Annotated in this window: 15 protein-coding genes; 8 read left to right on the plus strand and 7 right to left on the minus strand. The window is 72.3% G+C overall.

The window, feature by feature from the left end; translation table 11 throughout:
* Position 1: 1 nt before the first annotated feature.
* The 3 genes from H577_RS0108890 to H577_RS0108900 all read right to left on the minus strand — a co-directional run bounded on the left by H577_RS0108890 (position 2) and on the right by H577_RS0108900 (position 3164).
* Complete coding sequence (locus tag H577_RS0108890; protein ID WP_029145665.1) at positions 2-1648, minus strand: Mur ligase family protein; 1647 nt, start codon at positions 1646-1648, stop codon at positions 2-4.
* An 82-nt stretch (positions 1649-1730) separates the two neighbouring features.
* Positions 1731-2429, minus strand: a complete 699-nt coding sequence (locus H577_RS0108895; RefSeq protein ID WP_029145666.1) for a DUF1775 domain-containing protein — start codon at positions 2427-2429, stop codon at positions 1731-1733.
* Between the two features lie 117 nt (positions 2430-2546).
* Positions 2547-3164: a hypothetical protein gene (locus tag H577_RS0108900; RefSeq protein WP_245570371.1), complete on the minus strand. Its 618-nt coding sequence runs from the start codon at positions 3162-3164 to the stop codon at positions 2547-2549.
* 82 nt (positions 3165-3246) lie between these two features.
* On the opposite strand from H577_RS0108900, the gene H577_RS0108905 reads away from it, so the two are divergent.
* Complete coding sequence (locus H577_RS0108905; protein ID WP_029145668.1) at positions 3247-4518, plus strand: M50 family metallopeptidase; 1272 nt, start codon at positions 3247-3249, stop codon at positions 4516-4518.
* 175 nt (positions 4519-4693) lie between these two features.
* Here the strand turns inward: H577_RS0108905 and H577_RS0108910 are convergent, their stop codons facing one another.
* Positions 4694-6589 carry an anthranilate synthase family protein gene (locus tag H577_RS0108910; RefSeq protein ID WP_029145669.1) on the minus strand — a complete coding sequence of 632 codons (1896 nt, stop codon included), beginning with the start codon at positions 6587-6589 and terminating at the stop codon, positions 4694-4696.
* A gap of 307 nt (positions 6590-6896) precedes the next feature.
* Between H577_RS0108910 and ispG the strand changes: the two genes are divergently transcribed.
* Together ispG and H577_RS0108920 are read left to right on the plus strand one after the other, a co-directional pair.
* Positions 6897-8027, plus strand: a complete 1131-nt coding sequence (gene ispG / locus H577_RS0108915) for a flavodoxin-dependent (E)-4-hydroxy-3-methylbut-2-enyl-diphosphate synthase (RefSeq protein ID WP_029145670.1) — start codon at positions 6897-6899, stop codon at positions 8025-8027.
* A 44-nt stretch (positions 8028-8071) separates the two neighbouring features.
* Positions 8072-8920 (plus strand): alanyl-tRNA editing protein, encoded by an 849-nt coding sequence (locus H577_RS0108920; RefSeq protein ID WP_029145671.1) that lies wholly within the window; start codon positions 8072-8074, stop codon positions 8918-8920.
* A 19-nt stretch (positions 8921-8939) separates the two neighbouring features.
* On the opposite strand, the gene pcp is transcribed toward H577_RS0108920, so the two are convergent.
* Together pcp and H577_RS15790 are read right to left on the minus strand one after the other, a co-directional pair.
* On the minus strand, positions 8940-9572 hold the full coding sequence (gene pcp / locus H577_RS0108925) for a pyroglutamyl-peptidase I (RefSeq protein ID WP_029145672.1): 633 nt from the start codon (positions 9570-9572) through the stop codon (positions 8940-8942).
* Positions 9572-11023, minus strand: a complete 1452-nt coding sequence (locus tag H577_RS15790; RefSeq protein ID WP_036284366.1) for an RNB domain-containing ribonuclease — start codon at positions 11021-11023, stop codon at positions 9572-9574. Before H577_RS15790 ends, pcp begins: the two co-directional genes overlap by 1 nt.
* Before the next feature lie 64 nt (positions 11024-11087).
* Here H577_RS15790 and H577_RS0108935 point away from each other — a divergent pair, with 64 nt between their 5' ends.
* Complete coding sequence (locus tag H577_RS0108935) at positions 11088-12845, plus strand: proline--tRNA ligase (protein ID WP_029145673.1); 1758 nt, start codon at positions 11088-11090, stop codon at positions 12843-12845.
* Positions 12846-12896: 51 nt separating this feature from the next.
* On the opposite strand, the gene H577_RS15795 is transcribed toward H577_RS0108935, so the two are convergent.
* Entirely contained in the window at positions 12897-13709 is an 813-nt protein-coding gene (locus tag H577_RS15795) for a hypothetical protein (protein ID WP_051191899.1), read from the minus strand.
* A gap of 92 nt (positions 13710-13801) precedes the next feature.
* Between H577_RS15795 and H577_RS0108945 the strand changes: the two genes are divergently transcribed.
* The 4 genes from H577_RS0108945 (at position 13802) to H577_RS17370 (ending at position 18092) form a co-directional block, all read left to right on the plus strand.
* Positions 13802-14842, plus strand: coding sequence for an LOG family protein (locus tag H577_RS0108945; protein ID WP_029145674.1), 1041 nt, complete (start codon positions 13802-13804; stop codon positions 14840-14842).
* A 30-nt stretch (positions 14843-14872) separates the two neighbouring features.
* The gene (locus H577_RS15800) at positions 14873-16705 is read left to right on the plus strand and encodes a lipase family protein (RefSeq protein ID WP_051191900.1); all 1833 of its coding nucleotides are present in this window, start codon (positions 14873-14875) and stop codon (positions 16703-16705) included.
* 106 nt (positions 16706-16811) lie between these two features.
* Positions 16812-17801 (plus strand): transcription termination factor NusA, encoded by a 990-nt coding sequence (nusA, locus tag H577_RS0108955; RefSeq protein WP_029145675.1) that lies wholly within the window; start codon positions 16812-16814, stop codon positions 17799-17801.
* Positions 17802-17840: 39 nt separating this feature from the next.
* Complete coding sequence (locus H577_RS17370) at positions 17841-18092, plus strand: YlxR family protein (protein ID WP_084516034.1); 252 nt, start codon at positions 17841-17843, stop codon at positions 18090-18092.
* Positions 18093-18126 lie beyond the last annotated feature (34 nt).

An 18126-nucleotide genomic window follows, 5' to 3' on the forward strand; every position in this document is an offset into this window, starting at 1 on the left:
GTCAGGCGGGGCGCTCGGGGTCGGATGCCGGGGTGGAATCGGCCGGATACGGCACCGGCCAGCTGGGTTCGGGCACCGGCCAGCCGGCGTCGCGCAGCGCTCGACGGGCGAGCTCGCGCGCCGAGTACGGGGCGCGCCGGCCGCGGATGTCGCGGTAGTCCTGGTGGCCGGGCCCGGCCCACAGGATCGCATCGCCCTCGCCGACCATGGCCACCGCCTCGCGGATCGCGCGTTCGGGCGGCGAGAACTCGTGGATCTGCGCATCCGGCCGGGCCCGACGTGCGCCTTCGATGAGCGTGGCCCGGATCGAGTCAGGGTCTTCGAAGCGGGGGTGGTGGTCGGTGATCACGAGGATGTCGCTGCCCTCGACGGCGGTGCGCCCCATGTCGTGCCGCTTGGTGGCGTCGCGGTCGCCGTCGGCGCCGAAGAGCATGAGCACCGTGCCGGGCGTCACCCGGCGCACCGCGGCCAGCGTCTTCTCGAATGCGTCGGGGGAGTGTCCGAAGTCGACGTACACCGCGGGGCCGGACGGGCCCGACACCAGCTGGGTGCGACCGGGCAGGTGGGCGTCGATGCGCCCGCCGTCCAGGGCGGCGACCAGCGACGACCACGGGTAGCCGGCCTCGAGGATCATCACGATCGCCAGGCCCGCGTTCGCGGCCATGTGTCGCCCGATCGTCGGCACCACCGTGGTCAGTGCGCGGCCGTCCGGTCCGCGCAGCGTGAACGTCGTGCCGTCCTGGCGTTCATCGACGATCTCGACCGTCCACGACGCCGTCGTGTCGGGATCGGCGGCGATCGCGGGGGTCGTGATGGTGGTGTACGGCACTTCGCAGCGGGCCGCGATCTCGGCCCCGGCGGGCGAGTCCAGGCAGATCACTGCACGGCGGGCGCGCTCGGCGGTGAACAGCATCGCCTTCGCCTCGAAGTACTCGCGCATGTCGGCGTAGTCGTCGAGGTGGTCGTGCGAGAGGTTGGTGAACCCGGCCACGTCGAACACCAGGCCGTCGACGCGATGCCGGGTGAGGGCCTGCGCGCTGACCTCGACGGCCACCGCCTGCACGCCGCGCTCGCGCATCAGCGCCAGCAGGGCATGGAACTCGGATGCCTCGGGTGTGGTCAGCCGCGACACGATCACCTCGCCGGCGATGTGCCGCTCGGCGGTCGACGAGAGCCCGGTCACGACGCCGAGCTGACCGAGGATGCCCTCGAGCAGGTGCGACACGCTGGTCTTGCCGTTCGTGCCGGTCGTTCCCAGCAGCAGCGGCAGGTCGTCGTCGGCGCCCGTCCCGTACGCCCACGCCGACAGGTCACCGAGCACCGCGCGCGGGTCGTCCACCACGACGATCGGCAGTCCGGCGTCGGCGGCGATGCGGGCCCCGTCGGCGTCGGTGATCACGGCGACGGCGCCGGCGGCGGCGGCAGCGGCGGCGAACTCGGCACCGTGCCGGTTGGCGCCGCGGATCGCGACGAACGCCTCGCCCGGGCGCAGATCGGCCGTCGCGAGCGTCACCCCGGTCAGCTCGACGTCGCCCCCGCGCAGCTGCCCGCCGATGCGGGCGGCCCCGTCGGCCAGCGAGCGGACGGGGGGATGGGCGGGACGCAGGACCGGCGGAAGGTTGGCGGGTGCGGGATCAACGGCTGACATGACGGGTCAATCATCTCATCCGGCGACCCGATGCCCGGCCGCCCCGTGTTCTGGTTCGGGGCGCGGCCGGGCATCGGCCCGGTCAGCCGTGGGCGCGGTCCCGGCGGCGGGTCGTCGCGACGAGTGCCACCACGAGCCCGGCGACGCCGGCGACCAGGCCGCCACCGGCGAGCCAACGCGCCACCGGGTCGGACGCCGCGGCGCCGGTCGACGCCGCGCTGCCCGGATCGGCCGCGCCGGTGGCGTGGTCGCCGTGCGACGAGGCGCCGGTGGCGGCCGCCGGCCCGACCGTGACGACCGGTGCGGGGTGGTCGAGGTCCTCGGCGCTCTGGCCGTCCTCGGCGACCTGGCTCCACGAGGTCGAGCCGGTCACGCACTTCTGCACGACGGGGAACACCAGCGTCTTGCCCGACGCGGCGGTGTCGAACAGCACGTCCACCGACACCGACGCGGCCACACCGGTCTGAATCGGCGTGTCGGCGGTGAAGGTGATCGAGGTGGGCACCTTGTTCTCGCCGAGCGTGCGGTCGATCGTCCAGCCGCCCTCGTACACCGGTGTGGCGTTGCCCACCCCCTCGGGGATGGTGATCGTCAGCGACGTGGTCGGCGAGTCGTCGCAGCCGTGGTGGAACCCGAAGCTCAGCGGCGTGGTCGCTCCGGCCGGGGCGCTCGCAGGATCCACTTCGACATGGGCGGATGCCGCCAGAGGCAGCGCGATCGCCAGCGCGGTGCCGGCGAGCACGCCGGTGGCCAGGCGTGCGGAACGGGGAAAACGGGTCATCGATGTGTCTTTCGTTCGGTCGCAGACGCGACGGATGCGGCGGCGCGCGACGGCGCGCACGGCGGACCGGTCGCCGCCGCGAAGGGATGTGGGAGGATGCGTGCCCGCGAGCGCGGGTCAGAACGCCGGCTGCGGGGGCCCGCGCCGCGACAGCACCGACGCCAGCTGCGGTGCCGGGCGGTGCGCGACCACGAACACGGAGCGGATGCGGCGTCGCACCACCGGCTGCGGCGCGGTGAGCACCAGGCGGGGCAGCAGGCGACGGATGCCGCGGCCCAGTGCCTGCAGCATCCGTTCGCCGCGATGCAGCAGCGCCACCGTGACCAGTGCCGCCAGCACGTGCGCGAACAGCATCGGCGAGCCCGGGGACATGTCGTGCATGCCCGAAGAGGCATGCATGATCGTCATCGTGGGGGCGGCGTGCATCGCCGCGTGGTGTGACAGGCCCGCCGCCGGTGTGTAGGCGACGGCATCCGTGTCGGCGAACAGGGCGAACAGCACGTGGAACACCGCCTGGGCGGCCAGCACCGCCGCCGATGTGCGGAGCACCGAGGCACGTCGGCCGACCAGCGCGACCGCGGGCGGGGCGGCCAGCAGCGCCGCGCCGGCCACCAGCAGTGGGGCGGGAGCACCGGACCCGGCGAGGGTGTGCGCGGTCGCGGCGACCAGGGTGGTGACCGTCGATGCCGTCACCCCGCGCACCGCGCGCAGCCGACGATCCGCACCTGCATCCACGACACTCAGCGTACCCGCGGGCATCCTGTGGCGTGCCCCGCCGTACGGCTGGTTCAAAGCCGGTGCCGGTAGCGTGTGGGCCGTGACCGTCCTCGCCTTCGTCATCGGCATCGTCCTCATGGTGGTGGGCCTTGCCGTCTCGATCGCCCTGCACGAGCTCGGCCATCTCGTGCCGGCGAAGCTGTTCGGCGTGCGCGTCGGCCAGTACATGATCGGCTTCGGTCGCACGCTGTTCTCGCGCCGCAAGGGAGAGACCGAGTACGGCATCAAGGCGATCCCCCTGGGCGGCTACATCTCGATGGCGGGCATGTACCCGCCCTCGCCGAAAGAGGCCGCCCGCGGCGGCCGGGCCGGCGGCGGGTTCTTCGCCACGATGGTGCAGGATGCCCGCGACGCCAACGATGAGACCCTCGACGGCGACGACGACGCGCGCACGTTCTATCGCCTGCCGGTCTACAAGCGCATCATCGTGATGCTCGGCGGCCCGGTGATGAACCTGGTGCTGGCGATCGTGCTGTTCACCCTCGTGTTCAGCGGCATCGGCGTGCAGACGGCGACCACCACGATCGCCCAGGTCAGTGCGTGCCTGCCCGCGTCGACGACGACCACCCAGTGCGAGGCATCCGACCCTGCCTCGCCCGCCGAGGCCGCCGGATTCGAGCCCGGCGACAGGATCGTCTCGGTGGACGGGGTGCCGGCCGCGACCTTCGCCGACGCGTCCGCGGTGATCCAGCGCTCGGCGGGCGAGACGGTGCCGGTCGTGGTCGAGCGCGGCGGCCGCGAGCAGACGCTCATGCTCACCCCGGCCGCGCGCACGGTCGACGGCAGCACGATCGGGTTCGCCGGCATCACCGCGCAGATCGACTATGTGCGCCAGCCGATCTGGTCGGGGCCGGCCGCCGCGTTCCAGAACGTCGGGGCGGTCGCCCAGATCATCGTGCAGTTGCCGCAGAAGCTGTACGGCATCGTGCACTCCACCGTCACCGGGTCCGAGCGCGACCCGAACAGCCCGCTGTCGCCGGTGGGTGTCGGGGTGCTCGCCGGTGAGGCGGCGTCGGCGTCGGCACCGGTGCTCGATCGGGTGTCGTTCCTGCTGATGATGCTCGGGTCGCTGAACGTGTCGCTCTTCGTGTTCAACCTCGTGCCGTTGCTGCCGTTGGACGGCGGCCACGTGGTCATCGCGCTGTGGGACGGCGTCAACCGGGCCTGGGCGAAGCTGTTCCGCCGGCCGCCGCCGAAGCCGGTGGACGCCACCCGACTGGTGCCGGTCACGTTCGTGGTGGTCGTGTTGCTGGTCGTGATGGGGGCGGTGCTGATCCTCGCCGACCTGATCAACCCGATCCGGCTGTTCTGACTCAACCCGATCCGGCTGTTCTGACCGGTGACCGCGCCGCTGATTCCTCTTCACAGACTTCGGAGGATCGCACGAAGTTCGGAGCGAACCGCCGGTTCGGCTCCGAAGAAGGCGCGATCCTCCGAACCCTGTGAGGGGCGCCGCGGGGCCACGCGGGGTGTCAGGCGGCGGGATGTCAGTCGGCCAGCGCGTGCGCGACCAGGCGCTCGAGCGTCTGCATGCCGTCGCGCGAGAGGATCGACTCGAGGTGGCCCTGCACCGAGGCGAATCGCGGCCCGCGCAGCGCGTGGACCGCACCGGTGGCATCCGCCGCCACGTCGACCCCGGCCACCCGCGCCGTCCCCGCTGGGACGACGGCGGTGAACGTGTTGTAGAAACCGATCGAGGCAGGCGTCCCGAACACGTCGACGGTCTTCTGCAGCCCCTGGTGCGGCTGCGCCAGCGGCTGCAGCGCGAGCCCCACCTGATCGGCGAGGATCTGGTGGCTCAGGCACACCGCCAGCAGCGGGGCGTGCGCGTCGCGGCGCCGCCGCACCACCTCGCGCATGCGCGCGATGCGCGGGTTCGTCTTCTCGCGCGGGTCGCCCGGGCCGGGCCCGGCCACGACGAGTTCGGCGGCGTCGATCTCGCCGTCGGTCACCGCGTCCCACGGCACGATCCGGGCGTTCAGGCCCAGGTGGCGCAGCTGGTGGGCGAGCATCGTGGTGAAGCGGTCTTCGGCGTCGACCACGAGCGCCGAGGTGCCGGTGAACGGTGTCGTCTCGGCCGGTCCCTGCGGGTTCAGCCAGAACGGGGCCAGGCGCGCGTTGCGCGAGGCGAGCAGAGCGGCCACCCCCGGATCGTCGGCCAGCAGGCGATGCGTGGCCGGCTCGTCGGGATCTGCGGCATCCGCCCGCGGCACCGCCCCGATCGCCCCGAGGACCCCGGCCGCCTTGCCGTGGGTCTCGCCCACCTCGCCGTCGGGGTCGGAATGGCGCACCAGGGTGGCGCCGACCGGCACGCGCAGCCGCCCGTCGACCAGGTACGCGGTGCGGATGAGGATCGGGGCGTCGAGGTCGTGCGTGGGCTCTCCGCTCGCCGGCGCGGCGCGGGGCGTGAACAGGGCGGCGACGCCGGAGTAGTAGCCGCGGGGGGTGGCCTCGTGCCGGGTGATCACGGTGCACGCGTTCTGCATCGGCGAGCCGGTGACGGTGGGTGCGAACATCGTCTCGCGCAGGATGTCGCGGGGATCGGTCGTGCTGCGCCCCCGCAGCATGTACTCGGTGTGCGTGAGCCGCGACATCTCCTTCAGGTGCGGTCCGGTGATCCGGCCCCCGTCGGCGCAGACGGCGCTCATCATCTTGAGCTCTTCGTCGACGACCATGAACAGTTCCTCGGTCTCTTTCGTGGACTGCAGGAACTCGCTCAGGGTCGCCACGGTGGCACCGCCCGCGGGGTGGCGGAACGTGCCCGAGATCGGGTTCATCGTCACCACGCCGTCGCGGGCGATGACGTGCGCCTCCGGGCTGGCGCCCACGCACACATGACCCGGGGTCACGACCACGAACGTCCAGTACGCGCCGCGCTCGTGCTCGAGCAGGGCGCGGAACCAGGTGAGGGCGGCGGTGACCGCATCGGCGTCGACGGCGGCGGTGAAGTCGCGGCGGATCACGAAGTTCGCGCCCTCGCCGCGGCCGATCTCGTCGGCGATCACCGTCCGCACGATCCGGGCGTATTCCTCGTCGGGAATGTCGAAGCCCGCATCCCGCAGCGGCACGGTCTGCGCGGGCAGCGCGGCGACCACCTCGTCGCGGCCCAGCGTGTGGTGCTCGTCCACCACCAGGCAGCGCAGCGGCGCGCCGTCGTCGTGGCACGCGAAACCGCGCTCTCGCACCTGGCGGAACGGCACGAGCGCGAGCACCTCGCGGGCGCGGCCTGTGGCATCCGTCAACGGGATCTCGGCGAGCAGGTCGACGTCGACGACGTGCCCGCAGAGCACCTCGACGGTGTCGGCGTCCCGAGCCAGGAGCGCGAACGGGCGGTCACCGGTGCGCAGGGCGTCGAGGGATGCGTGGACGTGGCTCGGGGTCATCGCCGGCCTTTCGGGTCGTCGGGCGGCCTCGACAGGAAAGACCGCCACGCGGGCGGTCTGTCGTTGGGTAACGCGAACACACCGCCTCAGCGGGCGGGCCACCAGGTGCGGTTCGCGATCATGCGGTCACGATAGCAGAGACGCCGATGCGCCGTCCGGGCTGTGACGGGCGGCCGTGACGGGCGGCCGCGGGGGGATCGCGGACCGCCGGCTGTGGCTCTGTTGCTGCGCAGCGGCGGGCCGGCCCGCCCTCTCCGCCGTCTGCGGCGCGGCGTAGGCTGGGCGCGTGCCAGCAGTGAATCTCGGGATGCCGCAACCCCGCCCCGTGCTCGCCCCGCGCCGGCGCAGTCGGCAGATCCGCGTCGGCAAGGTGCTGGTCGGCGGTGACGCACCGGTCAGCGTGCAGTCGATGACGACCACGCCCACCACCGACATCAACGCCACGCTGCAGCAGATCGCCGAACTGACCGCGGCCGGTTGCGACATCGTGCGGGTCGCGGTGCCCAGTCAGGACGACGCCGACGCGCTGCCGATCATCGCCCGCAAGAGCCAGATCCCGGTGATCGCCGACATCCACTTCCAGCCGCGGTACGTGTTCGCCGCGATCGACGCCGGTTGCGGCGGGGTCCGTGTGAACCCCGGCAACATCCGCCAGTTCGACGACAAGGTGGGCGAGATCGCGAAGGCGGCGAAGGATGCCGGCGTCTCGCTGCGCATCGGAGTCAACGCCGGGTCGCTCGACAAGCGGCTGCTGCACAGATACGGCACCGCCACCCCTGAGGCGCTCGTCGAGAGCGCGGTGTGGGAGGCGTCGCTGTTCGAGGAGCACGACTTCCACGACTTCAAGATCTCGGTCAAGCACCACGACCCGGTGGTGATGGTGAAGGCGTACCGGCTGCTCGCCGAGCGCGGCGACTGGCCGCTGCACCTGGGCGTGACCGAGGCGGGTCCCGCCTTTCAGGGCACGATCAAATCGGCCACGGCCTTCGGCATCCTGTTGGGCGAGGGCATCGGCGACACGATCCGGGTGTCGCTGTCGGCGCCGCCGGTCGAAGAGGTCAAGGTCGGGCTGCAGATCCTGCAGTCGCTGGGTTTGCGCGAGCGCACCCTCGAGATCGTGTCATGCCCGTCGTGCGGGCGCGCGCAGGTCGACGTGTACACCCTCGCCGACTCGGTGACCGAGGGCTTGAAGGATCTCACCGTGCCGCTGCGGGTCGCCGTGATGGGATGCGTCGTGAACGGCCCCGGCGAGGCCCGCGAGGCCGACCTGGGGGTGGCATCCGGCAACGGCAAGGGGCAGATCTTCGTGAAGGGCGAGGTCGTCAAGACCGTGCCCGAGGCCGAGATCGTGCAGACCCTCATCGCCGAGGCGAACCGGATCGCCGCCGAGATGGGGCCCGACGCCGGCATCGGCACCGCCCAGGTCGTCACCGCCTGACCGCCCCGCCGGGTTGGTAGTCTCGCTGAGGCAGAAGGAGGCCCATGTCGGCGACGATCGTGACATTCCCCGAGGGTGCGGTGACCGGTGAGGCCACCGTGGTGCAGGTGGCCGGTGACGTGGTGGTGCTGGACGCCACGCCGTTCCACCCCGTCGACCACACCTGGCCCGACCAGCCCGGCGACGACGGCCTGCTGCACGCCGGCGGCGAGAACGCGCGCGTGGTCGAGGCGGTGATGGCGGCGACGGATGCCTCGGGCTCCCTCTTCGTCGGCGAGGACATCCCCGTCAAGCGGGGTACCGAGGGGTGGACCTGGCTGGTCGGGCACCGGCTCGACAGGCCCGCGCCCGCGTGGCTCGCGCCCGCAGCGGTGGTGCACGCCGAGGTGGATGCGGTGCGCCGCGGCGGACTGAGCCGCGGGCACACGGCCTGCCACCTGGCATCCCTCGCCCTCGATCTGGCCCTCGCCGATCTGTGGCGCAAGGACCCCGGCCCCGACGCCCTGGGCAATCCGGACTTCGAGGGACGCGCGAACCAGACCAGCCGCATCCATGAAGACGGCGCGGTCGACGAGTATCGGCTGGGCAAGAGCCTGCGCAAGGCGGGGTTCGACACCGAGGGATTCGCCGCGACGCTCGCCGACCGGCAGCAGCGCATCAACGCGCAGCTGGCCGCATGGGTGGCGGCGGGGTCGGCGAGCCGGGTCGTGACCGACGGCCCCACCATCATCGACCGGCGCCGCTGGGAGTGCGACCTGCCCGAGGGCACCGCGTCGATCCCGTGCGGCGGCACCCACGTGCACGCCCTGTCGGAGTTCGCCGCGATCACGGTCGAACTCGACCTGCCCGACCCACAGCTGCTCGTGATGACCACCACCGCCACGCCGCGGTGAGCCCTTCGGCCGGCGCGGCTCAGTGCAGCGCGCCGCCGGGAGTCGCCGCATCCGTCGCCTCGTCGAGCGCGGTGCGCGCGGCGATCACCAGGGCACGTGCCATGTCGGCGACGGGCAGCTCGGGCTCGCCGCGCGGCGCCTGCCCGGTGCCCCACGGCACATGGATGAACCCCGCCCGCACGCCCGGCCTGGCGGCATCCATCGCGTGGGCGAACACGTGGTTGCACACGTAGCTGCCGGCCGACAGCGACAGTGCGCACGGGATGCCGCTGCCCGACACCGCGGCCACGATGCGCTTGACCGGCAGCGTTGCGAACCAGGCCGGCGGGCCGCCCGGCACGCACGGCACGTCGACCGGCTGCGCGCCCGCGTTGTCGGGGATGCCGGCGTCCACGAGGTTCACCGCGACCCGCTCCACGCTGACCGCCGGCCGGCCGCCGGCGAGCCCGGTGGCGATCACGACGTCGGGGTCGTGCGCGGCGATGAGCTCGCGCAGCCGGCGCGCGGCGCCGTCGAAGGTCACCGGCAACACCGCCGTCACCAGCGGCTCCGGTCCCGGCCACAGGTCTGCGGCCAGGCGCACCGCCTCGGCGGACGGGTTCACCCGGTCGGTGGCGAACGGCTCGAAACCGGTGAGCAGGATGCCGGCCATCAGTGCGCCTCCTCGGATGCGGGGACCATGACGATCTCACCGGTGGCGATGTCGGCGCGCTGCAGCCGCACCTGCACCGTCGACCCCGGTTCAACCTCGAGCCCGTCCACCACGACGCTCACCAGCGGGTCGTCCAGCTGCACCCGCACGCCGTCGCCGCGGCGGCCCAGTGCCACGCCGCGGAACGTGCGCCCGATGCGGCCGTGCAGCACCGCCGCCTCGACGCGGTCGATGCTCGCGGCATCCAAGCGGGAGGCCAGGCCGTTGCTGCGCCCCATGATCTTCGGCAGTTCGGTCAGGCTCTCGCGTGCCCACCCCGGCACCTCGCGCCCGTTCGACAGCGCCTCGCACACCACCAGACACCACCGGTCGACCAGCCGTCGCAGCGGGGCCGTGGTGTGCGCGTACGGTGCGGCGATCGCCGATTGCAGCGGGTCGGCGGGCGGCGTGCCGTCGAACGCGGCATAACCGGCGCCGCGGAACAGCCGGGTCGCGGCATCCCGGATCGCCAGTGTCTTCGGGTCGTCGCCGCGCAGCGTCCGCAGATACTCGCCGTACCCCATCCCGCTCGGCCACGGCGTGCCCAGTGCCACCGTCTGCGCACGGAACGTCGCGACGTCGTCGGCATCGGCCGCCGGCATGGTGCGCAGGATGCCGACCCCGCCGTCCAGCATGATGCGGGCCGCGGCCATGCCGGTGAGCAGCGACACCTGCGCGTTCCAGTCCTCGATCGGCAGGGTCGCGCGTCGTCGCAGCTCGTACCCGGTGGGCGTGGCGGCCACCTCGATCTCGGGGGAGTTCAGGCTCGCGCCGCCCCGTTCCTGCTCGCGCTCGGCCCGCGCGGCGCCGAACCACGGCAGCGCCGCCAACGCCGCCGGGGCGCTGCCGTCGTCGACGGCCCGCTGCGCCTCGGGGTAGCTCCACTGCCGGCGCGACCGCACCACGGCGCGGGTCAGCGTGACCTGAGTCGGCTCGGCCCGCTCGTCCAGCTCGAACCGCCACACGAACGCGCGCCGGTCCACGCCCGGCAACAGCGACGCTGCGCCTTCGCTCAGCACACGCGGGTGCAGCGGGATCGTCCCGTCGACGGCGTACAGCGTCTCGCCGCGGGCGCGGGCCGCGGCATCCACCGCGCCCGCCGGCGTCACGAACGCGGGCACGTCGGCGATGGCGTAGTGCAGGATGCCACCGGTCGCGGTCCGTTCCAGATGCAGTGCCTGATCGAGGTCGCGTGAGCCCTCGGGGTCGATGGTGAGGAACTCGATCTCGCGCAGATCGGCCAGCTCGGCCGACGGCGTCGCCGGCACATCGCGGGCGGCGGCATCCGCCTCGGCGGTCACCTCGTCGGGGAAGGGGCCGGGCAACTCCAGCTCGTCGTGCAGGGCGGCCAGCGACGCCGCCAGGGCGTTGCCGGCGGCGGCGGAGATCAGGTGAGGGCGACGACCGGGCACGCGCCAAGTGTACGCATCGTCATCGCGCGGGCCGCGGCATCCGTCGCCCGTAGACTGGGGGATCGTGGTCACTCGTCTGTCGAAGTTCTTCGTCCGCACGCTCAGGGAAGACCCCGCCGAGGCGGAGGTCCAAAGCCACAAGCTGCTCGTGCGCGCGGGGTACATCCGGCGGCAGGCCGCGGGCGTGTTCGCCTGGCTGCCGCTGGGGCTGCGGGTGAAGGCGAAGATCGAGCGCATCATCCGCGAAGAGATGGATGCGGCGGGTGCGCAGGAGGTGCACTTCCCCGCGCTCATGCCGCGCGAGCCCTATCAGGCCACCGGCCGGTGGGACGAGTACGGTGAGCTGCTGTTCCGGCTGCAGGACCGCAAGGGTGCCGACTATCTGCTCGCGCCCACCCACGAAGAGGCGTTCACGCTGCTGGTCAAAGACCTGTATTCGTCGTACAAGGACCTTCCGCTGTCGCTGTATCAGATCCAGGACAAGTACCGCGATGAGGCGCGCCCCCGCGCGGGCCTGCTGCGCGGCCGCGAGTTCACGATGAAGGACGCGTACTCGTTCGACGTCGACGAGGCCGGCCTGGACGCCAGCTACCAGGCGCAGCGCGACGCCTACGAGCGCATCTTCACGCGCCTGGGGCTCGACTACGTCATCGTGCAGGCGGATGCCGGTGCCATGGGCGGATCGCGCAGCGAAGAGTTCCTGCACCCGACCCCGGTGGGGGAGGACACCTTCGTGCGCTCGGACGCCGGATACGCCGCGAACGTCGAGGCGTTCACCACGGTCGCCCCCGACCCGATCCCCGTCGACTCTCAGCCCGCACCGGTCATCTTCGACTCGCCGGACACGCCCACGATCGAGACTCTTGTCGCCCACTCGAACGCGGTGCTGGACGGCGAGTACACCGCCGCCGACACCCTCAAGAACGTCGTGCTCGCCCTCACCCACCTCGACGGCACGCGCGAACTGGTGGTGGTCGGCATCCCCGGCGACCGCGACGTCGACGACAAGCGCGCCGAGGTGGCCTTCGCCCCCGCCGCCGTCGAAGCGGCCACCCCGGAGGACTTCGCGAAGCATCCGGGCCTGGTCAAGGGCTACATCGGTCCGTGGTCCGAGTCGGGCCCGGTGCTCGGCGAGCAGTCCACGACCGGCATCCGCTACCTGCTCGACCCGCGCGTGGTGGACGGTTCCCGCTGGATCACCGGCGCGAACATCGACCAGAAGCACGTGCACTCGCTCGTGGCCGGGCGCGACTTCACCGCCGACGGGTACGTCGAGGTCGCCACGGTGCGCGAGGGCGACCCCGCGCCCGACGGCTCCGGCCCGGTGACCCTGGCCCGCGGCATGGAGATCGGGCACGTCTTCCAGCTCGGCCGCAAGTACGCCGAGGCGCTCGGGCTGAAGGTGCTCGACGAGAACGGCAAGCTCGTCACCGTGACCATGGGTTCGTACGGCATCGGTGTGACCCGCATCCTCGCGATCATCGCCGAAGAGAACAACGACGAGAAGGGTCTGATCTGGCCGGCCTCGGTCGCGCCGTTCGACGTGCACGTCGTGGCCACCGGCAAGGACCAGACCGCGTTCGCGCTGGCCGAACGGGTGTCGGCACAGCTCGAGGACGCCGGACTCGACGTGCTCTACGACGACCGGCCGAAGGTCTCGCCGGGGGTGAAGTTCGGCGACGCCGAGCTGATCGGCGTGCCGCACGTGCTCGTCGCCGGCCGAGGCGCCGCCGACGGCGAGGTCGAGCTGTGGAACCGCCGTACCGGTGCGCGCGAGACGCTGCCGGCCGCCGAGGCGGTCGCACGGCTGTCCGCCCGCTGACGCCGGCACGGCGCCCGATCGGGGCGGTCGGCGGCAGGCGCCGGGGGGATGTCACAGACCGAACTCGCGGCGGATCCGGTCGCGGATCGACACGTCGTCGCGGCGGTCCCAGAAGAAGCGCAGCTTGCGGGCGATCACCGAGTCGCCCTCGGGCTTGTCTTCGAGCACGAACGCGGCGAACGATTCGGCGTAGTCCTCGACGACGTTGGTGGCGGCGTAGTCGCTGACGAAGTCGTCCTCATGGCGTTGGTAGAACCGCCGGGCGCGGTCGGCGTCGTCGTTCTCGGGGCCGGGGGCGTTCGTGTAGTGCGACCAGAACTGTTCGTCGAACTGCGTGAGCGCGGCGCCGGGCCGCAGGCATCCGTCGCTCAGATCGACCGTGCGGCAGCGGGTGCCGGCGTCGTCGTACTGCGATGGCTGCAGGCTGCGGATGTGCGCGTACTCGTGGATGAACGTCTCCAGCAGCAGGTCGCGGTCGTCGGCGATCGCGGCGTTGGCGGCGAGCGTCCAGCGGCCGGGGTCGTCTGTGTCCGCCGTCACGTAGGCGAGCGTGTCGCTGGTGGGTGCATCGCCCACCCGGTAGCCGCTGATCACCTGCGCCGTGTAGGCGGGGGTGAGCACACGCCGGAACATCTGCCACATGCGCAAGGCGGCGCCGGTCGCCGCCGGGTGCAGGTCGCCGCGCCGGTCGACCCGATAGACGGTGACCGAGCCCAGGTCGTCGTCGTGCTCCCACACCCGGTCGGCCGCGGGTCCGGGCCGGAACGAGACGGCACCGCACCCGGTCACAAGCAGGCACAGGGTCAGCAGCAGCACCGGGACGGCGCGGTACGGCCGTCCGGCACGGGCACAGTGATCTCGCATCGCGCCATACGCTACCCGGGGATCGCACGGTCATCGCCCGGTGTCCGGTGTGCGAGAGCGAAGACGGCACACATCGGTGGGAAGGTGGACGCATGGTTGACTCCCACACGGTGCCCCACGAGGTCACCGAGGCGCTGCGGCAGGCGATGGATGCCGCGGGCATCACCGAGCACACCGACCTGATCGCCCGGATCCTGGCCACCGGCATCGGCCTGGGCATGGACGACACCGACCGCCTCGACCTGAAGATCAGCTCGGCCGCCCTCAACGAGATGCGCGCCGCGTTCGGACTGTTCGCGCCGTACCGGGACGTGCCCAAGGTCACCATCTTCGGGTCGGCGCGCACCCAGCCGGACGACCCGCTGTACCGGCAGGCACGGGCGGCCGCGCACCGGCTGTCGGGCCGCGGCTGGATGGTGGTCACCGGCGCCGGCCCCGGCATCATGCAGGCCGCCGCCGAGGGCGCCGGGCCCGGGCGGTCGATCGGCGTGTCGATCCGGCTGCCGTTCGAAGAAAAGCCCAACGCCGTCGTCGCCGACGGCGGCAATCTGGTGTCGATGAAGTACTTCTTCACCCGCAAGCTCATGCTCATGAAGGAGTCGCACGGGTTCATCTGCGTGCCCGGCGGCTTCGGCACCCTGGACGAGATGTTCGAGCTGCTCACGCTGCAGCAGACCGGCAAGGCCGAGCCGATGCCGATCGTGCTGCTCGACGAGCCCGGCGGCACGTTCTGGGGCGGGCTGCGCCGGTTCGTCGACCAGCACCTGGTGCCGGCCGGCGTCATCGACGCCGACGACTTCGACCGGGTGCTGGTGACCGACTCGGTCGGTGCGGCCGTCGACCACGTGATCGCGTTCTGGCGCAACTACGACTCGCTGCGGTGGGTGCGCGACCGGCTGGTGCTGCGCATGCGCACCGGCCCCAGCGACGCCCAGCTGGCTGAGCTCAACGACCGGTTCGGGCACCTGCTGACGGCCGGCGCCATCGAACGCACCGCGCCGTTGCGCGACGAGCGCGAGGACGACGACCGCCTCGACCTGCAGCGCCTGGTCATGCGGTTCAACCCGTTCCGGGTGGGGCAGCTGTACCGGGTGATCGGCGCGATCGACTCCTGGGCCGACGCACCGGGCTGACCGGCGGGCCGCCTGACCTATCATGGCCCGGTGGCCGGGGAGCAGGTGTCGAGACGGTGGAGCGTGCTCCCTCGGCTGCTCGCCCAGGCGCCGCCCCGCGCCCGCATCGCCGTCGGCGTCGCGGTCGCCGTGCTGGGCGTGCTGATCGTCGCCCGCCCGCTCACCTCGCTGCTGCTGCTCGGCGTCTACGTCGGGGTGAGCGCGATCGTGTCGGGACTGCTCGAGCTGGTCACCCCGCCGCAGCGCAAACCCTGGTGGCAGCGGGTGCTGTCGGTGGCATGGATGCTGGCGGGCCTGGTCGTGCTCGTGTTCCTGGGCGCGAGCCTGAACCTGCTGCCCACGGTGCTGGCGATGCTGCTGCTGCTGGGCGGGATCGCCTCGCTCGCCGAGGCCGCCGCGTCGCCCGGTCGTCGGCTGCCGGTCAGCTCGCGCGTGCTGGCGGCCACCTGGGGCGGAGCGCAGATGGCCTTCGGCATCCTGTCGCTGACCTGGCCGAACGTGACCGTGCTCGTGGTCGCGGTGGTCTTCGGCGTGCGCACCCTGGTGTTCGGGCTCGTGCAGCTGGTGCGCGGCATCGTCACGCTCGCACGCCGGCCCGACCGCGGCGGGCGGGTGCGGCATCCGCGCCCCCGGCGCCGCTGGCCCGCCGACGCGGGGCGCTACGCGCTGGCCGTGCTGCTGGTCGCGGTCACCGTCGCCGGCGGGTTCCTCAACGGCTGGCTGCAGGACGGCGCGCCCGTCGTCGACGCGTTCTACGACCCGCCGGCGCGGCTGCCCGACGGCCACGGTCAGGTGATCCGGTCCGACGACTACCACGGCACGCTGCCGCCGGGTGCGCGGGTGCTGCGCATGCTCTACACGACCACCGACGAGTTCGGGGCGCAGGTGCCCGCCAGTGCCCTGGTGATCGTGCCCGACACCGATACCTGGCAGCCGCGCCCCGTGGTGCTGTGGAACCACGGCACCACCGGCGTCGCCCGCGGCTGCGCCCCCAGCCTGCGGGACGACACCGCCACCCGCTGGGCGATCCCGGCGCTGAACGACGCGCTCGCGCACGGCTGGGTCGTGGTCGCCCCGGACTACGCCGGGCAGGGCGCCCCCGGGGTCTTCCCGTACCTGATCGGCGAGGGTGAGGCGCGGTCGGCGCTCGACGCGGTGCGCGCCGCCGCGCGTCTGCCCGGGGTGTGGCTCTCGGACGAGGTGGTGGTGTGGGGTCACTCCCAGGGCGGGCACGCGGCCCTGTGGGCGTCGCAGATCGCCCGACGGTACACGCCCGACCTGCACGTGCTGGGCACCGTCGCGCTCGCGCCGGCCGCCGAGCCGCTGTCGCTGGCACGCGATCTGACCAGCGGGTACGCGAGCGTGCAGCTGACCGTGCTGACCGCGTGGGTGCTGGTGCCGTACTCCGAGACCTACCCCGACGTGCAGATCGCCGATTACGTGTCGCCGGGCACGCGGGCCGTGGTGCGCGAGCTTGCGCAGCGGTGTCCGAGCGAGCCGGGGCTGATCGTCTCTGTGGTGGCGGCGCTGGGCGTGTCGGAGCGACAGCCCCTGTACATCGGCGACCTGACCGCGGGCGCCCTCGGTCACCGGCTCGCGCAGAACGGGGTGCGCGGCACGTGGGACTCCCCGTTGCTCATCGCGTGGGGCGACCGCGACGAGGTCATCCCGCGCAGCCAGCAGACCGCGCTCGTGCGGCGGCTGTGCGCGGCCGGCAACGATGCACAGGGCATCTCGTATCCGACCATGACCCACCAGCGCATCCTGCAGCCGGGTTCGCCGCTGCTGCCCAAGCTCGTCGACTGGACGGCGGGACTGTTCGCGCACCGGCCCGAGGACGGCTCGCACTGCCCGCGCGACTGAGGCGCCGTCGGCGGGCACACAGCTTCACCGCCTGCGGCATCCGGTAACGTAGTGGGGATGTCGGCGCGTACCCTCGCGCCGGTGAAAGCTGAAGAGGGAGGGCGCGATGGACATCGATCTGGGTCTGCTGCGGACGGTCGAGCGCGAGAAGGAGATCCCCTTCGACGAGCTCGTGCACATCATCGAGCAGGCGATCCTGACCGCCTACGGCAAGCACACCTCCCCGACCGGCGCCGTGCCCGAGGGTGCCCGTGCGCACCTGGACCGCAAGACCGGCCACGTCGGCGTGTTCGTTCCCGTGCACGACGAGGACGGCGCGGTCATCGGCGAAGAAGAGAGCACCCCCGAGGACTTCGGCCGCATCGCCGCGTTCGCCGCGAAGCAGGTGATCAGCCAGCGGCTGCGCGACATCGCCGACGACGCGGTGCTCGGTGAGTTCCGCGGCAAAGAGGGCGACATCGTCGCCGGCATCGTGCAGCAGGGCCCGAACCCGCGCATGGTGCACGTCGACCTGGGCACCGTCGAGGCGATCCTGCCGCCCGAAGAGCAGGTGCCGGGCGAAGACTACGCCCACGGCACCCGCATGCGCGTGTACGTCACCAGCGTCGCCAAGGGTGCCAAGGGCCCGGCGATCACGGTGTCGCGCACCCACCCCGGGCTGGTGCGCAAGCTGTTCGCGCTCGAGGTGCCCGAGATCGCCTCGGGCGTGGTCGAGATCGTGTCGCTGGCCCGTGAGGCCGGGCACCGCACCAAGATCGCGGTGAAGGCGAACGACCCGTCGGTCAACGCCAAGGGCGCCTGCATCGGCGAGCTCGGCCGGCGGGTGCGCGCGGTGACCGAGGAACTGAACGGCGAGAAGATCGACATCGTCGACTACGACGGCGAGCTGGCACGTTTCGTCGCGAACGCGCTGTCGCCGGCGAAGGTCACCTCGAGTTTCGTGTTGGATGCAGCCACCAAGGCGGTGCGCGCGCTGGTGCCCGATTACCAGCTGTCGCTGGCCATCGGCAAGGAGGGGCAGAACGCGCGCCTGGCCGCCAAGCTGACCGGTGCGAAGATCGACATCCAGCCCGACTCGATCATGGACGAGGGCTGAGCACGGCCGCGCCCGGCGCGGTGCGGCCGGGAGTGTAGAATGGAACCTGTACGAACGTGCGTCGGATGCCGCCGACGTTCCCCTCGATCCGCGCTTCTGCGGGTCGTGGTCATCGATTCCCGCCTCGTCCCCGACGAACGCGCGGCGATGCCCGGCCGGGGAGCGTGGGTGCACGACACGCAGGCGTGCCTGGATGCCGCGGTGCGGCGCCGGGCCTTCGTACGAGCATTGCGTGTGTCAGGCCCGCTTGACACGCAGACCATCGAACAGCGCACACAGCGAAAAGGCTGAACGGCTATGGAAACAAAGTGAACGGCTCGAAATG

The organism is Microbacterium luticocti DSM 19459 (genome assembly GCF_000422405.1).
Classification (GTDB): Bacteria; Actinomycetota; Actinomycetes; order Actinomycetales; family Microbacteriaceae; genus Microbacterium; species Microbacterium luticocti.